The organism is Coriobacteriia bacterium (genome assembly GCA_031292615.1).
Classification (GTDB): domain Bacteria; phylum Actinomycetota; class Coriobacteriia; order Anaerosomatales; family JAAXUF01; genus JARLGT01.
Genome location: JARLGT010000060.1, coordinates 1 through 14194 on the forward strand (window position 1 = coordinate 1; position 14194 = coordinate 14194).

The 14194-nt window shown below is 65.7% G+C and carries 11 protein-coding genes and 1 tRNA gene; 8 read left to right on the forward strand and 4 right to left on the reverse strand.

Annotation, left to right across the window (positions count from 1 at the left end):
- Positions 1–232: 232 nt before the first annotated feature.
- Both hcp and P4L93_05445 read left to right on the forward strand, forming a co-directional pair.
- Entirely contained in the window at positions 233–1867 is a 1635-nt protein-coding gene (gene hcp / locus P4L93_05440) for a hydroxylamine reductase (GenBank protein MDR3686378.1), read from the forward strand.
- Positions 1868–1885: 18 nt separating this feature from the next.
- The gene (locus P4L93_05445) at positions 1886–2281 is read left to right on the forward strand and encodes a hypothetical protein (GenBank protein ID MDR3686379.1); all 396 of its coding nucleotides are present in this window, start codon (positions 1886–1888) and stop codon (positions 2279–2281) included.
- Positions 2282–2395: 114 nt separating this feature from the next.
- Here P4L93_05445 and P4L93_05450 read toward each other — a convergent pair whose 3' ends face one another.
- Positions 2396–3679, reverse strand: a complete 1284-nt coding sequence (locus P4L93_05450) for a serpin family protein (GenBank protein MDR3686380.1) — start codon at positions 3677–3679, stop codon at positions 2396–2398.
- 289 nt (positions 3680–3968) lie between these two features.
- On the opposite strand from P4L93_05450, the gene P4L93_05455 reads away from it, so the two are divergent.
- The gene (locus tag P4L93_05455) at positions 3969–5987 is read left to right on the forward strand and encodes a M28 family peptidase (protein MDR3686381.1); all 2019 of its coding nucleotides are present in this window, start codon (positions 3969–3971) and stop codon (positions 5985–5987) included.
- 28 nt (positions 5988–6015) lie between these two features.
- Here P4L93_05455 and P4L93_05460 read toward each other — a convergent pair whose 3' ends face one another.
- Together P4L93_05460 and ccsA are read right to left on the reverse strand one after the other, a co-directional pair.
- Positions 6016–6762: a hypothetical protein gene (locus tag P4L93_05460; GenBank protein ID MDR3686382.1), complete on the reverse strand. Its 747-nt coding sequence runs from the start codon at positions 6760–6762 to the stop codon at positions 6016–6018.
- Positions 6759–7781: a cytochrome c biogenesis protein CcsA gene (ccsA, locus tag P4L93_05465; GenBank protein MDR3686383.1), complete on the reverse strand. Its 1023-nt coding sequence runs from the start codon at positions 7779–7781 to the stop codon at positions 6759–6761. The genes P4L93_05460 and ccsA overlap by 4 nt, the downstream gene beginning before the upstream one ends.
- Positions 7782–7999: 218 nt before the next feature.
- Between ccsA and P4L93_05470 the strand changes: the two genes are divergently transcribed.
- The 3 genes from P4L93_05470 to P4L93_05480 all read left to right on the forward strand — a co-directional run bounded on the left by P4L93_05470 (position 8000) and on the right by P4L93_05480 (position 10219).
- On the forward strand, positions 8000–9226 hold the full coding sequence (locus P4L93_05470; protein ID MDR3686384.1) for a GGDEF domain-containing protein: 1227 nt from the start codon (positions 8000–8002) through the stop codon (positions 9224–9226).
- 1 nt (position 9227) lies between these two features.
- Positions 9228–9902 (forward strand): TIGR01906 family membrane protein, encoded by a 675-nt coding sequence (locus P4L93_05475; protein ID MDR3686385.1) that lies wholly within the window; start codon positions 9228–9230, stop codon positions 9900–9902.
- 167 nt (positions 9903–10069) lie between these two features.
- Complete coding sequence (locus P4L93_05480; protein MDR3686386.1) at positions 10070–10219, forward strand: DUF5679 domain-containing protein; 150 nt, start codon at positions 10070–10072, stop codon at positions 10217–10219.
- A gap of 133 nt (positions 10220–10352) precedes the next feature.
- Here P4L93_05480 and P4L93_05485 read toward each other — a convergent pair whose 3' ends face one another.
- Positions 10353–13325 carry a SpoIIE family protein phosphatase gene (locus tag P4L93_05485; protein MDR3686387.1) on the reverse strand — a complete coding sequence of 991 codons (2973 nt, stop codon included), beginning with the start codon at positions 13323–13325 and terminating at the stop codon, positions 10353–10355.
- Between the two features lie 149 nt (positions 13326–13474).
- On the opposite strand from P4L93_05485, the gene P4L93_05490 reads away from it, so the two are divergent.
- Both P4L93_05490 and P4L93_05495 read left to right on the forward strand, forming a co-directional pair.
- Positions 13475–13549: transfer RNA gene (locus P4L93_05490), tRNA-Gly, on the forward strand.
- A gap of 144 nt (positions 13550–13693) precedes the next feature.
- Positions 13694–14194: M23 family metallopeptidase (locus tag P4L93_05495; protein ID MDR3686388.1), on the forward strand; the 501-nt coding region annotated here is incomplete at its 3' end.

Sequence of the window (14194 nt, forward strand, 5' to 3'; positions counted from 1 at the left end):
ACGCACCGAACGTTAACACGAGCGTCGGGACCCGCTTTTCCCCCGCGGTTCCACTGCGGGATTCCTCCACCCAGTCAAGTCGATTCTCTTGACCGCGGTCAAAGAACTCCTGCTGCTCCAGGCGTAGCGTGCTATTTGTGCCTGCCAGCTGCTGGAACTCTCAGCGCACGACGGGCACCGATACGCGTGAAGTTCTCGTAAATGGAATGCCTGGAAGGAGCACTACATGTCGATGTTCTGCAACCAGTGCGAGCAGACCGCCCACGGGACGGGCTGCGATAAGGTCGGCGTCTGCGGTAAGTCCCCCGAGGTCGCCGCGGTGCAAGATCTCCTCGTCAACGTCGTGCGCGGCCTTGCTGTCGTTGCCGTGGACGCCGAGGCACGCGGCGTGGACGTCTCGGCGGAAGGCGCGTTTGCCAACGACGCGCTATTCACCACTCTGACTAATGTCGACTTCGATCCCGAGACCATCGCGGTCAAGATCGATCAGGGTGTGGCGCTTCGTGAGGCCCTCAAGGCTCGCGTCCGTGCCGCTGGCGGCATCGGCGAGTACGCCGAGCCACTCACCAACCTCGCTGTCGCCGACACCCTTGCTGGCAAGGTGGCCCAAGGCGCCGAGTTCGGCTCGCCATGGGATACCCAGCGCGACGTCGACGTGCAGTCGCTCCAGGAGATCACCCTGTACGGCCTGAAGGGCATTGGCGCTTACGAGCACCACGCGCGGCAGCTCGGCGTGACCGACAACGCCATCTACACGTACGTCTTCAAGGCGCTGGCTTCGACCTTCAACAAGGACCTCGGCGTCAATGAGTGGGTTGCACTGGCGCTCGAGTGCGGCGCGAGCAACCTGCGCACAATGGAGATTCTCGACGAGGCCAACACGGGCACCTACGGTCACCCCGAGCCGACTCAGGTTCCGCTTGGTCAGCGCAAGGGCAAGGCGATCCTGATCTCCGGGCACGACCTTGCAGACCTCAAGGCGCTGCTCGAGCAGACCGCCGGCACGGGCATCGACGTCTACACCCACGGCGAGATGCTGCCGGGCCACGCCTACCCCGAGCTCAAGAAGTACGACAACCTCGCGGGCCACTTCGGCACCGCCTGGCAGAACCAGCGCAAGGAGTTCACCGAGTTCCCGGGCGCCGTCCTCATGACCACCAACTGCCTGATGATCCCGCACGATGAGTACAAGGCACGCATCTTCACGAGCGGCCCCGTGCAGTTCCCCGGCGTACCGCACGTCGAGCGATCGGACTTCTCGGCGGTCATCGAGAAGGCGCAGAGCGAGGCTGGGTTCGAGTGGGATACCAATGCAGGCGAGGTCACGGTCGGCTTCGGCCGCAACACCGTGATGTCGGTGGCTCCGACCGTTGTCGAGGCCGTCAAGAGCGGTGCGATCCGCCACTTCTTCTTGGTCGGCGGCTGCGACGGCGCCAAGCCGGGCCGCAACTACTACTCCGAGTTCGTCGAGGAGACGCCCGCCGACACAATCGTGCTGACGCTGGCATGCGGCAAGTTCCGCTTCTTCGACAAGGACCTCGGCACCATCGGCGGCCTGCCGCGCCTCATGGATGTCGGGCAGTGCAACGACGCCTACTCGGCGATCAAGATCGCTGTCGCGCTTGCCGAGGCGTTCGACTGCGGCGTCAACGATCTGCCGCTGTCGATGATTCTGTCCTGGTACGAGCAGAAGGCGGTGGCCATCCTCCTGTCGCTGCTGCACCTCGGCATCACCGGCATTCGCCTCGGGCCCAGCCTGCCTGCGTTCATCTCACCCAACGTGCTCAACGTGCTCGTCGAGAACTTCGACATCAAGCCGATTGCTGCCTCGCCGCGCGAGGACCTCGAAGCCATCCTCGGCAAGTAACTCGCAAAGAAGGAATGCATGATGACCGAATCCACCAACACAATCGCCGAGGAGTTCGCCGAGGGCGACGAACTCGAATGCGCGCCGAAGAAACCTCTGTGGTGGCGAATTCTCAAAGGGACGCTCATCGCCGTGGGCGCTCTGATCGCGGTGCTGATCGTCGTGGGCATCTTGCTGTGGAACTTCGGTGGTATGTCGGGGTCGGTCCATCCCGAGCTGCTGACGCAGTACAGCCAAATGGTTGCCGCCGGTCAGGAGCCGCCGATTCAAGCACGGTTCGTGATCGGGATTCCGGGTTGTCAGTGCCACAGCACAGATCCAGTGCTCACGGCCCAGCACACTCGCCGGCACATGAACGAGTGCGGCTCGTGCCACAGCACGAATCCGGCCCACATGGAGCCGGGGGTGCTGTAGGCGGTCTAGAGCTGCCAGCCCCTCGAGGAGCTTCGAGATCGCACGTGTTCGCGAGGCCGCCTACTCCGGTGGGCGGCCTCGCTGCGCGCTTGCCCGCGCGCCCCAGGGCCGGCGCTACCTGGTCGGGTCGCTCACTGCCGCGAGGAAGAGGGTCGCTCCGGAGGTGTTGTCGACGATGGCCATCAGGTACGGTCGGTCGACCGTCATCGAGAACGGGTTGCGGGGCGCAATGGCGGTCGCACCCGCGACTCCGAGCGACACGGCCGCAGCCTCGGTGCCCTGCTCGTCAACTCGCAGGTAGGTGCGGTGAACGACACGGTCGAGCCAAGCTGGCTTCACGGCGGTCATCCCCGAGAGATCCGCCGAGTCGGCCGAGAACACGTCGGGCATCCCCAAGCGCTTGAGCGTACCAGCGAGCTCGGCGCCCCATGTCGTCTCGACCCTCGGGAGGCGCAGCGTGCCGTCACCCGTCTCCATGCTGCGACCGAGCCCGGCGAAGCTGCTCGCATCGAGGGAACCCACGAGGCCTGCAAGCGAGCTCGTCTTACTGGGCAAGACGACGATCATCGAGACGTCACTGTCCTTGTACGGAAGGCGAATGGCCTCGTAGTCGGCGGTCTTTGTGTGCTCGAACGAGTCGTGGACCTGCATCAGCTTCGCCTTGATGGTCGAGCCTCCGGCCAGGTGGAAGTCCGCGTCTTGGGTCCCGGCCTTGTCGAACGGCGTCTCCCACATGTCGAGGAAGTACGTCGCGTTGAGCAGCACCGACGCGGTGTAGGGCGGGAGCGGCGAGTCGAGGATCGTCGGAATCTTGCCGCCCGTGTTCTTGGCCACCCATGTGTTGATCTCATCCATCGCCGAGCGGGAGCCGAGGTCGACCGAGCGTGCCTCGGCGCCGAAGTACTTGCGATCCGTGTCGATGAACGACTGCTCTATGGGTACCTTTTGGCCGGTCCACAGCGAGTTGGCGATTGCGAGCTTGCCCTTCTCGCTCTGGCCGAGCCGCACGAGCAGGTCGGCGTAGGACTGCTGGGCGGTGGACGGATCGAGGTCGGACGTGTGAAGGACGCGGCGCATCTGCGCTGCCGACGTGCCGCGCGCGCCGGTCTGAAGCATCGAGAGCATCACGTGCAAAGACAACGGGGAGATAACCACACTGCCGCCGGACGTGGGTGACGCCTCGGTTGCTCGCAGGAGGTCGAAGCCGAAGTCGTTGATCGCGCTCGCGAGGTCAGCGTTAGGCGCCGCGCTCGCGTGACCCGCGGTGGGCGGGCTCGCCAGGACCTCGGTCGCGCCGTCGACGCCACGCCGCGCGAAGAAGCCGACGCCCGCCCATGCCACTGCTGCGAGCGCAACCAGTGCTGCCAACACCATCAGTGCGAGTGCCCAGCGTCTCATGTCGATCCCCCGTTACGGCCGGTTCCGCAGTCCACTCAACCTATGACGCCGCCAAACCGCCGCCGGTTCGCGGCTACTTCTCGGGATCGCGAATCGCCGCCAGGAACAGAATGGCGCCCGACCCCTACTCGGCGAGTATGTGCACGGGAGTGTGCCAGCTCGGTGAATCGGCCGTGGATTACTTGCGACTCTCCCGCGCGCGCCACCGGCGCGTTACGATGTACCGCGGTGGTGTACAGGGGTGTCGCCACCGCGTTCTCGCGCCCACGCAGCTTTCGGAGGACTACTTATGGCCGAGACCATGCAGCATCTTTCAGCGCTCGCCGACGAGATTGGCCCGAGGCCCGCTACCAGCGACGCCGAGAGTCGCGCCGCCTCATACATCGAGTCGGTGTTCGTCGCCCGCGGCCTTGAGCCGGAGATCCAGGAGTTCGACGCGCCTAGGACGTACTCGTGGGCGTTCGTGATCTACCACCTGCTGAGCATCGCCGCTGCGGTCTGCGCTGGGACCTGGTTGCTCGACGGCAAGCTCGTTTGGCCGATGGTGGCGGTCTCGGCGCTGGTCGCCTTCGTCTTGTGGTTCGACCTGGACACGCGCTGGGGTCTGAGTCGCATCATGCCCAAGGGTCCGAGCCAAAACGTCATCGCTCGGCACCTGCCCAAGCAGCGCCGCGGCGAGAAGCTCAAGCGAATCGTCATCGTCGCCCACTACGACAGCGCGCGCTCCTCGCTTGCGTTCTCGCCGGGCATGGTCGGGCAGTTCCCGCTGACGTTTGGCCTGATGAAGGCTTCGACATTCGCGATTCCGGTCGTGCTGTTGGTCTCGGCGCTACCGCTCCCAGGGCCCACGGCAATCCACACATACCTCTGGTGGCTCGCGTTGGCGTTCGGCGCGTACCTGCTCATTCCGCTCTTCATCAACGTGCAGCGCGAGATCGGCATGCCCTTCGTCGACGGCGCCAACGACAACGCATCTGGCGTCACGGCCATGCTCGGCGTCTTGCACAATCTCGTCTCCGAGCCGGACCCCAATCGCTTCGCCACCTCGCAGTTCAACCCGATTCGTCGAGGCCCTGAGGCCGCCGCCGAGATGGGTGTCGTTCCCGAGGGTTCGCTGCTCAACTACACGCCGGTTGGAGGTCGCGACGCAGCCACCGAGCTGCCCGAGGACTTCGAGTGGGTCGACCCCGAGAAGCAGGCCGACCGCGAGCCCTCGGGCGGGCAAGGCAGCTTCCTGGAGTTCGGGACGATCGAGTTCGGCGCCGTCGGCGAAGGCTCGCGCGAGTCGCGCGACCGCCTGGCCGAGCGTTCCGGCGAGCGCCCCAGCGAGCGCCCGGTAGAGCGTCCTCGCGAGCGCGCCACACGCGCGGAGACGCCCGCGCGCTCGGTCGAGCGCGACCGGACGCCGGTACCCGAGCGTACGCCCGCGCCGGGCCCCGACCGCCCATTCGAGCGCATGCGTCGCGAGCGCAGCGACCACGACGAGTTCGCGGCCGCGCTCTCCGGCGACGAAGAGCCGCTTCCCGGCGAGAGTGGGTCCGAGAGCGCCGCGCCATCGATCGAGGCAGGCGAGCCAGCGGCGCGCCCAAAGCGCAAGGGCGGGCTTCTCGGCGGGTTGGGGCGCCGCGCCAAGAAGGAAGACGACGCTGGAGTGAAGGACTGGCTCGGCGTCGACGACGGGTTCGACGCGCGCAAGGCCGGTTCCGAGATCGGCTCGTGGGACAACTTCGGCAACGATGATGACGACGACGGCATCGGCTGGAAGGGCGGCTGGGCCGGCGACGATCCCATCGGCGACGACGAGTTCGCCGCCAACGAGGCAGCGCGCATCCGCCGACGAGTCACCGAAAGCAACGACCGCGAGCTGACCGAGAAGGAGGTCTGGTTCGTGGCGACGGGCGCCGAGGAGGTCGGGACCGCCGGCATGGAGGCGTTCCTGGCAGCCTACGGCGACGACATCGGCGACGCGCTCATCATCAACATCGACAACGTCGGTGCCGGGCAACTCTCCTGGGTGACTTCAGAGGGCATGGCTCGTCGCTATCGCGCCAACCAACGTCTCATCGGCCTTGCAAAGCGCGTCTCTCGCGAGCAGGAGATCCTGGTCAAGCCGCGCGCCTACCACGGGCTTTCGACCGACGCGACAGCGGCACTCGCTCGGGGCTTCAAGGCGATGACGCTCATGGGCTTCGACCACAACGGCGTTCCAGTCAACTGGCACTGGGCATCCGACACGTCGGCCAACATCGAGCCGGAGATGATCGAGCGAGTGACCGAGCTGGTCACAGGGATGATTCGGCAGGCGTAGCGCTGCGGGCGGCCTTACGAACGACGAACTAGAGCGGCTGCCCGGGGAGATCCTCGGCGGCCGCTTCGTCGTCTGCGGCCGCCTCTTCATCGCCGTCCAGCGCCTCGCCTTCGTCATCCTCGGCGTCCCACTCGAAGGGCTCCTCGGCGGCAGGCTGGGTGCGGCGCCACGCGAACGACGAGGCGTAGAACGACAGCACCGTTCCACCGCCGACCAGGACCGCCGAGACCCAGAAGACCGGAAGCATCATGGGCGACTTTTGCAGCGCGACGACCACGATCGCGAAGATGATGAAGCCGAGGTGCAGAAGGCCGCTGCCCGCCTTGGTCAGGCGTCCCTCTGTCAGGTACGTGGGTCCGCGCACGCCAGCAACGGTCATCACTACGACAGCGAGTTGAATCGCCGCCGAGAGCAGCAGGTAGATAGCGAGTCCTTCGCCTATGTCGCGCAGGAGCAGGCCGGCCAGCGCGCCGACAGCCACCATCGCCACCGAGACCCACAGCAGAACCTGGCGCGCGAAGAGTCGCTTGGGGACGCACAGCCCCATGACCACAACGAGTCCCACGATCAGCGGTACCGCGATGCCGTTCATGGTGGCGACGTAGCTGGTGTAGCCGGGGCCCGTCTGCCAGTCGGGGATGGAGCGGATCGCCCACCAGACCACGAGCGCGCCGATGAACGACTGCACGCCAAGCAAGGCGAGCAGCGCAACGGTGACCACGGTCAGGGTGAAGTCCCACGTGCGCTGCCGGATGTCGTCGATGGCCGCGATCACGCCACGCCTCCCCGGAGGGTGGTGGCCAGGCTAGCGAGCGCGTGAGCCGCGGGCGCAAGCGCGTAACTGTGCGCTCCCGGAATCACGTACTCGGCGACGTACGTCAGAACCAGCACGACGAACGAGATGATCGAGAGCGCCGCGACGGCTCGCCACATGTGCTCTCGGCGAAGGTAGAGCCGGGAGTGTAGGTACGCGGTGTAGAGCAGCCACATCATGATCGCCATGTTCACGTTGCCCGACCACCACCATGCCTCACCGGTCCACGCCGAGAGCGCCCAGGGGAAGCCCAACAGCATGCCAACGGTCAGCGCAAGGTAGCCCATGCGCGCCCATCCGTACGCTGTGGTTTCGAACGACGAGTGGCGCTTGAAGACCATCTGCAGCGTGGCGATGAACGACAGCACGAACGCGGCGTAGCTGAAGAACAGCAGCGGTGGATGGATCCACATGAACCAGGCGTTGTAGAAGAACTGCCGAGCCGCCTCCATGCCCTGGAACGCTTGGTCGGCGGCTACACCTCCCTGAGTCATCGCCTGCAAGTAGCCGGCGTACTGCCCGAGGAAGCTCGGCAGCGGATCGGTGAACGGCTTGCCAAACAGCACCGCTGCGGCGGCTAGAGCTGCGACGGCCAGCATCGCGCCGGCCATCAACTCGCGGCGCTGCCTGCGCATCAGCAGCGCGAGAATCGCGACCATGAGCGCCCACATGTAGAGCCGCTCGCCCTCGACCCACAGCGAAACGGCGATGTGCCCGGTAGGCTGCCCGGTCGAGGGATCGACGACCACCGCCATCTGGTAGAGGCGCACGTGGAACCAGATGAGCACCATCTCGCCGCCCGCGAGCAGCGCCGTCATCGCGCCCAGCGCCCAAGTGCGCCACTCCTCGGTCTGGGGGACTAGTGCGACGAGCGCCAGCGCAAACGCGGCGATCGCGATGATGAGCTGCAGCGGTCCGCCGATTGCGGTGAGCCTGTCGAGCAGCGGCTGGATGCCTTGAGTGGCGTTCAGAGAATTCATGGGTCCCAGTATAGAGGCTTGCCCCGCCGAGGGATCGACGTCTCAGCGTTCGCCCAGCGGCGTTGTCCGCTCGGCGGGCGATTTGCCGCCCCTGCCTGCGCGGACGTAAACTCATCGGGCGCGCTCGACCCCTGCGAGCATGCGACAGCTTCTTCCCCGGCGCCACCGGAGGCAGAGTGACCCCAAGCCGGCTACGGAAGCGCATCGCCAGAGCCCTCATGGTCTCTTGGCGAGAGCAACCGACCCGCTACGACATCGAAGCGCTGCAAGACAACGTTCGCCGAGTCGGACTCGTTATTCGACTGCGGTGGGCGCTGCTTGTCGTACTCGTGACGTACTCGGCGTTCGGGGGGTTGGCCTACGCGTCGCGTTTGGGCCCCGGGGAGTTGTGGAGTCGGATGTTCATCCCGGGCATCGCCCTGGGGTTCGTGGTTCTCTACAACGCCTTTTACCAGCTCACGTATAAGCGTCTTGGCAACATTTCACCGCTCAACCACCTGCAGCTAGCCTTCGACGCAATCGTCGTGACGGTGCTCGTCTACTACTCGGGTGGCATCAACTCGTGGTTCTGGTCGATGTACTCGCTCTTCATCCTCGAGGCCGCCTTCATCTTGCCCCGTCGCCGAGATGCGTGGGGCGTCATGGCGCTTTGCACGCTGCTGCTCGGCATGGTCGGGGTGCTTGAGGCGACTCACGTGCTCCCGCACATCGGGATGCCGTTCGAGACCGTCTCGCAGTACGGCGATCCCGTCTACTTCGCCGTCCGATATGGCTGGCAGGTCGCAGTGCTCGCCGGTACCGCCGCGGTCTCGACGCAACTGGTTGGGGCGATGAAGCCCCGCTCCTCGAGCGGGCAGCTCGCCGTTCTCGACGAAGCCACTGGGCTGTACTCCCGCGCCTACTTCCTGCGTGCATTCGCCGCCGAGGTCTCGCGTGCTGGCCGAGACGAGCGCGCGCTGCACGTTCTGCTCATCGACCTGGACCACTTCGGCGACTTCAACCGCCGCTTCGGCATCGAAGTTGGTGACCGCCTTCTCGCAACCATCGCCGAGACCATCACGCGCGTCGTCGGGGAGGCCGGCGACGTGCTGGCCACCACGAACCTGGCTGCGCGCTTCGGCGGCGAGGAGTTCGTGGTGCTGTTCGCCGAGGACGCCGAGGTCGCTGGCTCGCCGCAGCTCACCGACGCGCTCGGTCTAGCCGAGCGACTGCGCGACGCGATTACCAGGGCACGAGTCGAGGGTGCCGGCGTCACCGTCTCGATCGGCGTCGCGTCCTTCCCTGACGACGGCTCCTCGGCAGACGACCTGCTCGACGCGGCCGACTCTGCGCTGGCGATCGCGATCGAGGCTGGTGGCGATCGGGTGGCTCAGGCCGCCGCGGTGACTCGCGACGAGAGCCCGCACACGCCGGAGCAGCGCCATATCGACTCGCTGGAGGTCTAGCATGCGCGCCATCACGGCGCTCGTCGCAGGTCTTATGCTCGCGCTGATGGTGATCGGCCTGGCGCTGATTCCGATGTTGCACCCCACTTTCACCAAGGTCCTGGCCCAGCGCTATTCGGAGACATCGCAGGCGGGCCTCACGCAAGCTCAGATGCTTCACAACGCCGAGCTGGTCCGCGAGTTCGTTGCCGACGGCGACATCAACGTTCTGCCCGCCACGGTCGGTTCGCGACCGGGCTTTGACGAGGCGGCCGTTTCGCACCTGCGCGATGTGCGACGTGTGCTGTCGGGCGCCCGCACGTTCACGGGGATCATCGCCGCATTGGTTGTGATCTGGCTTGGCGTTGAGACGTCGCGTAAGCGCTTCCACACGATTGCATGGGCCCTGATGGCCGCCGCAGGGTTCTGTCTGCTCTTCGTCGTGCTCGGAGCGCTTGCCGGCACCATGAACTTCGACGCGCTGTTCACGTGGTTCCACGGCTTGTTCTTTGCGGCAGGGACGTGGGAGTTCCCGTACGATTCGCTGCTGATCCAGCTCTTCCCAGAGGGCTTTTGGATCGCCGCCGGGGTGACCTGGGCCACCATCGTCGCCATCGTCGGGGTCCTTCTGGGTGTCGCCGGCTTGATGATTCGCAACGCTGAGTTGCGTGCTTCGAGCACCAAGGTGAATGGGTAGAACGTGAACGGTGCGTGACAACGCGCCGGGATTCTGTAGACTTGCTTCGGGGCGAGCAACCTCGCCTCGGGGGAGCACGGTGGGAGACGATCGAACCGGCAGGCCTCAAATGAGGCTCGAAAGCCGACAAACCGATCGCACTAGGACAGAGAGAGGAGCACGCGCGTATGGCTGCCAAGGAAGGCTACTGCGTCAAGTGCAAGGCCAAGAAGGACATCGTGGATCCGCAGGACATCACCATGAAGAACGGTCGCCCGGCGACCCAGGGCACCTGCCCTGACTGCGGCACCAAGATCTTCAAGATCGGCAAGTCCTAGATCTTTCGCGCTGACCTTTACGAAACGCCGTTGGGACCTAACCGTTCCGACGGCGTTTCGAGTTTCTTGTCACGCTTGCGCTCGGCGCCACATCCGTGATCTTTGCGGGTCGCGCCCGCGATCGGCCCGCGATTCAGTCGCTGCGGCGCACGCAAACAATCGCGGTGTCGTCGGCGAGGCGGCCATCAGCGAAGGCCATCGCCGAGTCGAGCAGCGCCTGCGGGATATCGGCGACGGGGACTCCTCGCAGCTTCGAGAGCGTGCCGATCAGCCGATCGTCCCCGAAGAGCACGCCGTCGCACCGGGCCTCGGTCAGCCCGTCGGTATAGAGCAGCAGCTTGTCGCCCGGGCAGAAGTCGACCTCGGCTTGGGTGTACTCGGCGCGCGGGAAGCCTCCCACGAGTGGTGATCGAGCCTCGTCGAGGAACTCCGCCTTCTCGGTGTTGAACAGGATCGCGGGTGGATGGCCGCCATCCGCGTACGCGAGTCGGTCGTTGTCCGGGTCGAGGATCGCGAGGAAGACGGTCGCGAACATGCCCAGCTCTACCGAGCGGCACAGCAGCTGGTTGACGTGATCCAAGACCCACGCCGGTTCCGGACGGTCGAGCGCGTAGGCTCGGATGCCGTCGCGCACGAGCGACGTGAGCTGCGCCGCGCCCAGCCCCTTGCCCGAGACGTCGCCGATCGTCACTGCGATTCGATCGTCTGGCAGTTCGAACACGTCGTAGAAGTCGCCGCCAACGTTCTCACTGGTCGAGGCGGGCACGTAGAGGCATGCCGTCTCGACGCCTTCGATGGGCTTGGGAGCAGCGATGACGGCCTGCTGCAGCGTGCTGGCGATGCGGTGTTCGCGCTCGAAGAGGCGCGCGTTGTCCAGCGCCACCGTCACGATCGGCATGAGGCGCGTCGCGAAGTCGATCTCGGCCTCGCTGAACTCCGGCCCCGATGTCAGCTGCCCGAACTCGAGGACTCCCACCATCTCGCCTCCGCTCAGCAACGGAACGATGAGCAGGCGCTTCAAGCCAAGCTCGGCGACTCGGGCGATTCGCTCGGCTCCGGCCACGTCTTGGTAGACGATCGGTGCGAACCGGCTGCGGTCGGTGGGCGGTGGCGGGATGGCGCCTTCCTCGAAGAGCGTCCGAACCGTGTCGGCGTCCACGCCGTAGCTGTCCGTCAGCTTCCACTCGTTGCCGACGCGCAAGATCAGGGCAGCTGCGTCTCCGTGAACCGCGTGCGAGGCCCGAGCGTAGAGCCGCTCGAGGATGACATCCTGCTCCAGCGTCGAGCCAACGGCAGATGCGATCTCGTTGAGCAGCTCGCCGAATCGCTCGCGGTCGCGGCGCTCGGTGATGTCCAGGACCTGCGAGAACACCGAGATCAGCTCGCCTTCCTCGTCGTAGATTGCCGAGCTGTACCACTCGCACCATCGCACCGCGCCGTCCTTGCGTACGTTGCGGTTCACGTTCACGCTGCGCGACACCTCGCCACTCATCAGCCTTGCCGACTCGCGTGCGACCAGTTCGACGTCGTCCTCGTAGATCCAGGGGAAGTCGATCATCGGCTTGCCGAGAACCTCCTCGGCAACCCAGCCGAAAAGTCGTTCGGCCTCCTCGGAGAAGCGCGTGATGACGAAGTCGCGGTCGAACTCGACGATCGCGATAGGCGAGTTTCCCACGTGCGCGTCGAGACGCTGGTTCGCCTTGGCGAGTTCGCGCTCGGCGAGCTTGCGGGCGGTTATGTCGCTGACGATCATCGAGATGCCTTCGCGCGTGGGGAAGGCGTGGACCTCAACCCACGAAGGAACCATCCGTGCGTAGGATTCGAAGACGACGGGCTGCCGAGTCTCCATCACCTGCTGGTAGAACGGCCAGCCGTCGGCCTCGGGGAACTCCTCGGCCATGCTTCGGCCAATCAAGTAGTCAGCCGAGCGATGCAGCATCCTCTCCGCCGTGGGATTGACGACGAGATAGCGCCAGTTCCGATCGACCGCGACGAACCCGTCGGCAATGCTGTTCAGAATGTCGTTGACGCGGTCGTTTGATGCGGCAAGCTGCCGGTAGAGCTGCGCGTTTGCCAGAGGCTGCGCCATCGAGGCTGCGATACCGCGGTAGAGCCGAAGCTCCTCTTCGCTGTGAGGTCGGCTTCCTCTAAACGTGATGGCCAGCACGCCGAGGAGCTGACTCCCAGCGCGAATAGCGAGCGCCACCCAGCGCGAGTCGAGAAGCCCCATCGCTTCGAGTCGCTTTGCCATCGCCGGCAAGGTGAAGCCCTCGTCGGTGAGGATGTCGAGGTCACGCACGGCAACGGTCGCAGGCACGCTGGTCTGGTCGAGCGGCAGCTCTTCAAACCATGGATGCGTCTCTTCGGGGAATCCGAATGCAGCGAGATTCTTGAGCACCTCGCGCTCCCGATCGAGCATGTACAGCCCGCCGCAAGCCGCATCGGGCAGCGCGCGTATCTGCTCGATCACGCGGCGCGACACTTCGTGCAGGTCGAGCGAGCTGGTCGCGGCGGGGCCGAGCTGGTAGAGCGTTGCGATGCGGTGGGACTCCGCCTCGCTCTCCTCGCGTGCGGCGTGCTCGGCCTCGACGAGCCGCGCGTTCTCGACAACCACGGCGGCTTGTGCGGCGATAGCGCGGGCGACACCGATCTCGTGCTCGGTGAAGTCATGCGTCTCACCCAGGTGCGTACACGCGACTGTTCCGAGGAGGTGCCCGTCGCGCGAGATCGGCACCGCGAGCGTGCGAGGAGCGCCTAGAGCGATGAACTGCGCGCGATACTCGGCGTCCATCGTGGGGTCGCTGATGTCTCGGATGAGCGGCTCGCCGCCGCAAAACGCGTTGTAGTCGGGGAAATGAGCGGCCAGCAGGTCGTACTCGCGGCCTACAAGTTCTCGGGGCCATCCATGGACGGCGTGGAACTTGGCCACGTCGGGTCGCTCGATGAGGCTGATACCCACTGCCGAGAAGCCCGTGAGTTCGGCGAGGATGTCGGTGAGATCCTGGAGCAGCGTGTCGAGTTCGGGTGGCATGGCGCAGCCGTCGCCGACTTCGGGCACTTCAGAGCCCGAGACGCTACCCAAGGACGTACTGTCGTCGTCGCGCATGATCACGTGGGGCTGCTCCGGTCTTCCGAAGTCTTCGTGAGAAACCACCACTGGGCTGGAGTATGCACCCGCCCGACCCTCGTCGCATCTGCAGTATACGAGCGTGACGTTTGCCGCCCTGCTTTGCGCTGGGCTACACTTCCTCCCGCGCGGGTGTAGTTCAATGGTAGAGCGTCAGCTTCCCAAGCTGAAAGTTGCCGGTTCGAGTCCGGTCACCCGCTCCAACGCACTTCTCGGCCGTCGAACGTGGGCGGCCGTTGTCGTGTCTAGGAAAGGTTCGTGTCAGACCGTCGGGCTAGGTTGGTCTCGAAAGACGCTGGCCCCCCGACTCCCGCTCCTCGCCGAGAACCGGCTGGGGGAGATCGCTCATGAGTTGGAACTGGCGAAATCGCAAGGCGCGCCTGCTTCTGGGAGTAGCGCTCGTCGCGTGCGTATTCGCGCTGGCGCACCCGCTGCTCGCGCACGCAGGCTACCCGCTTGCGAGGCAGGGAGGCGTGGCGCTGGGCTTCGGCGCGAGGTACACATCGGCCGACGCCACGGCGAGCACCACGCACCACGGCACCGACATCACCGCCGAGGCTGGCGCGCGCGTGCTCGCGCCATTCGCCGGCATGGTGACGTTCTCGGGACGAGTGCCAGGCGTCGGTGGCGCCACGGTGCGCGCGGTGACGATTTCGACGTCGAGCGGCACGGTGACGCTGCTGCCACTGGAGAGCTCCGCTGTGGCGAAGGGGGATTCGCTTGCCGAGGGCGACGTCGTCGGCACCCTGGCAAGCAACGGCGATGGCTCATCGGCGGGAACGCACCTGCATGTGGGCATCAAGCGCGGTGACCTGTACGTCGACCCGATGTCGCTGCTGTCGCTGCCG

Excerpts from the sequence above, each read along its gene's own strand:
- P4L93_05445 (MDR3686379.1), top strand. The coding sequence starts at position 1,886 with ATGATGACCGAATCCACCAACACAATCGCCGAGGAGTTCGCCGAGGGC.
- P4L93_05475 (MDR3686385.1), top strand. The coding sequence starts at position 9,228 with ATGCGCGCCATCACGGCGCTCGTCGCAGGTCTTATGCTCGCGCTGATG.
- P4L93_05455 (MDR3686381.1), top strand. The coding sequence starts at position 3,969 with ATGGCCGAGACCATGCAGCATCTTTCAGCGCTCGCCGACGAGATTGGC.
- P4L93_05450 (MDR3686380.1), bottom strand. The coding sequence starts at position 3,679 with ATGAGACGCTGGGCACTCGCACTGATGGTGTTGGCAGCACTGGTTGCG.
- ccsA (MDR3686383.1), bottom strand. The coding sequence starts at position 7,781 with ATGAATTCTCTGAACGCCACTCAAGGCATCCAGCCGCTGCTCGACAGG.
- P4L93_05485 (MDR3686387.1), bottom strand. The coding sequence starts at position 13,325 with ATGCGCGACGACGACAGTACGTCCTTGGGTAGCGTCTCGGGCTCTGAA.
- P4L93_05480 (MDR3686386.1), top strand. The coding sequence starts at position 10,070 with ATGGCTGCCAAGGAAGGCTACTGCGTCAAGTGCAAGGCCAAGAAGGAC.
- P4L93_05470 (MDR3686384.1), top strand. The coding sequence starts at position 8,000 with ATGGTCTCTTGGCGAGAGCAACCGACCCGCTACGACATCGAAGCGCTG.
- hcp (MDR3686378.1), top strand. The coding sequence starts at position 233 with ATGTTCTGCAACCAGTGCGAGCAGACCGCCCACGGGACGGGCTGCGAT.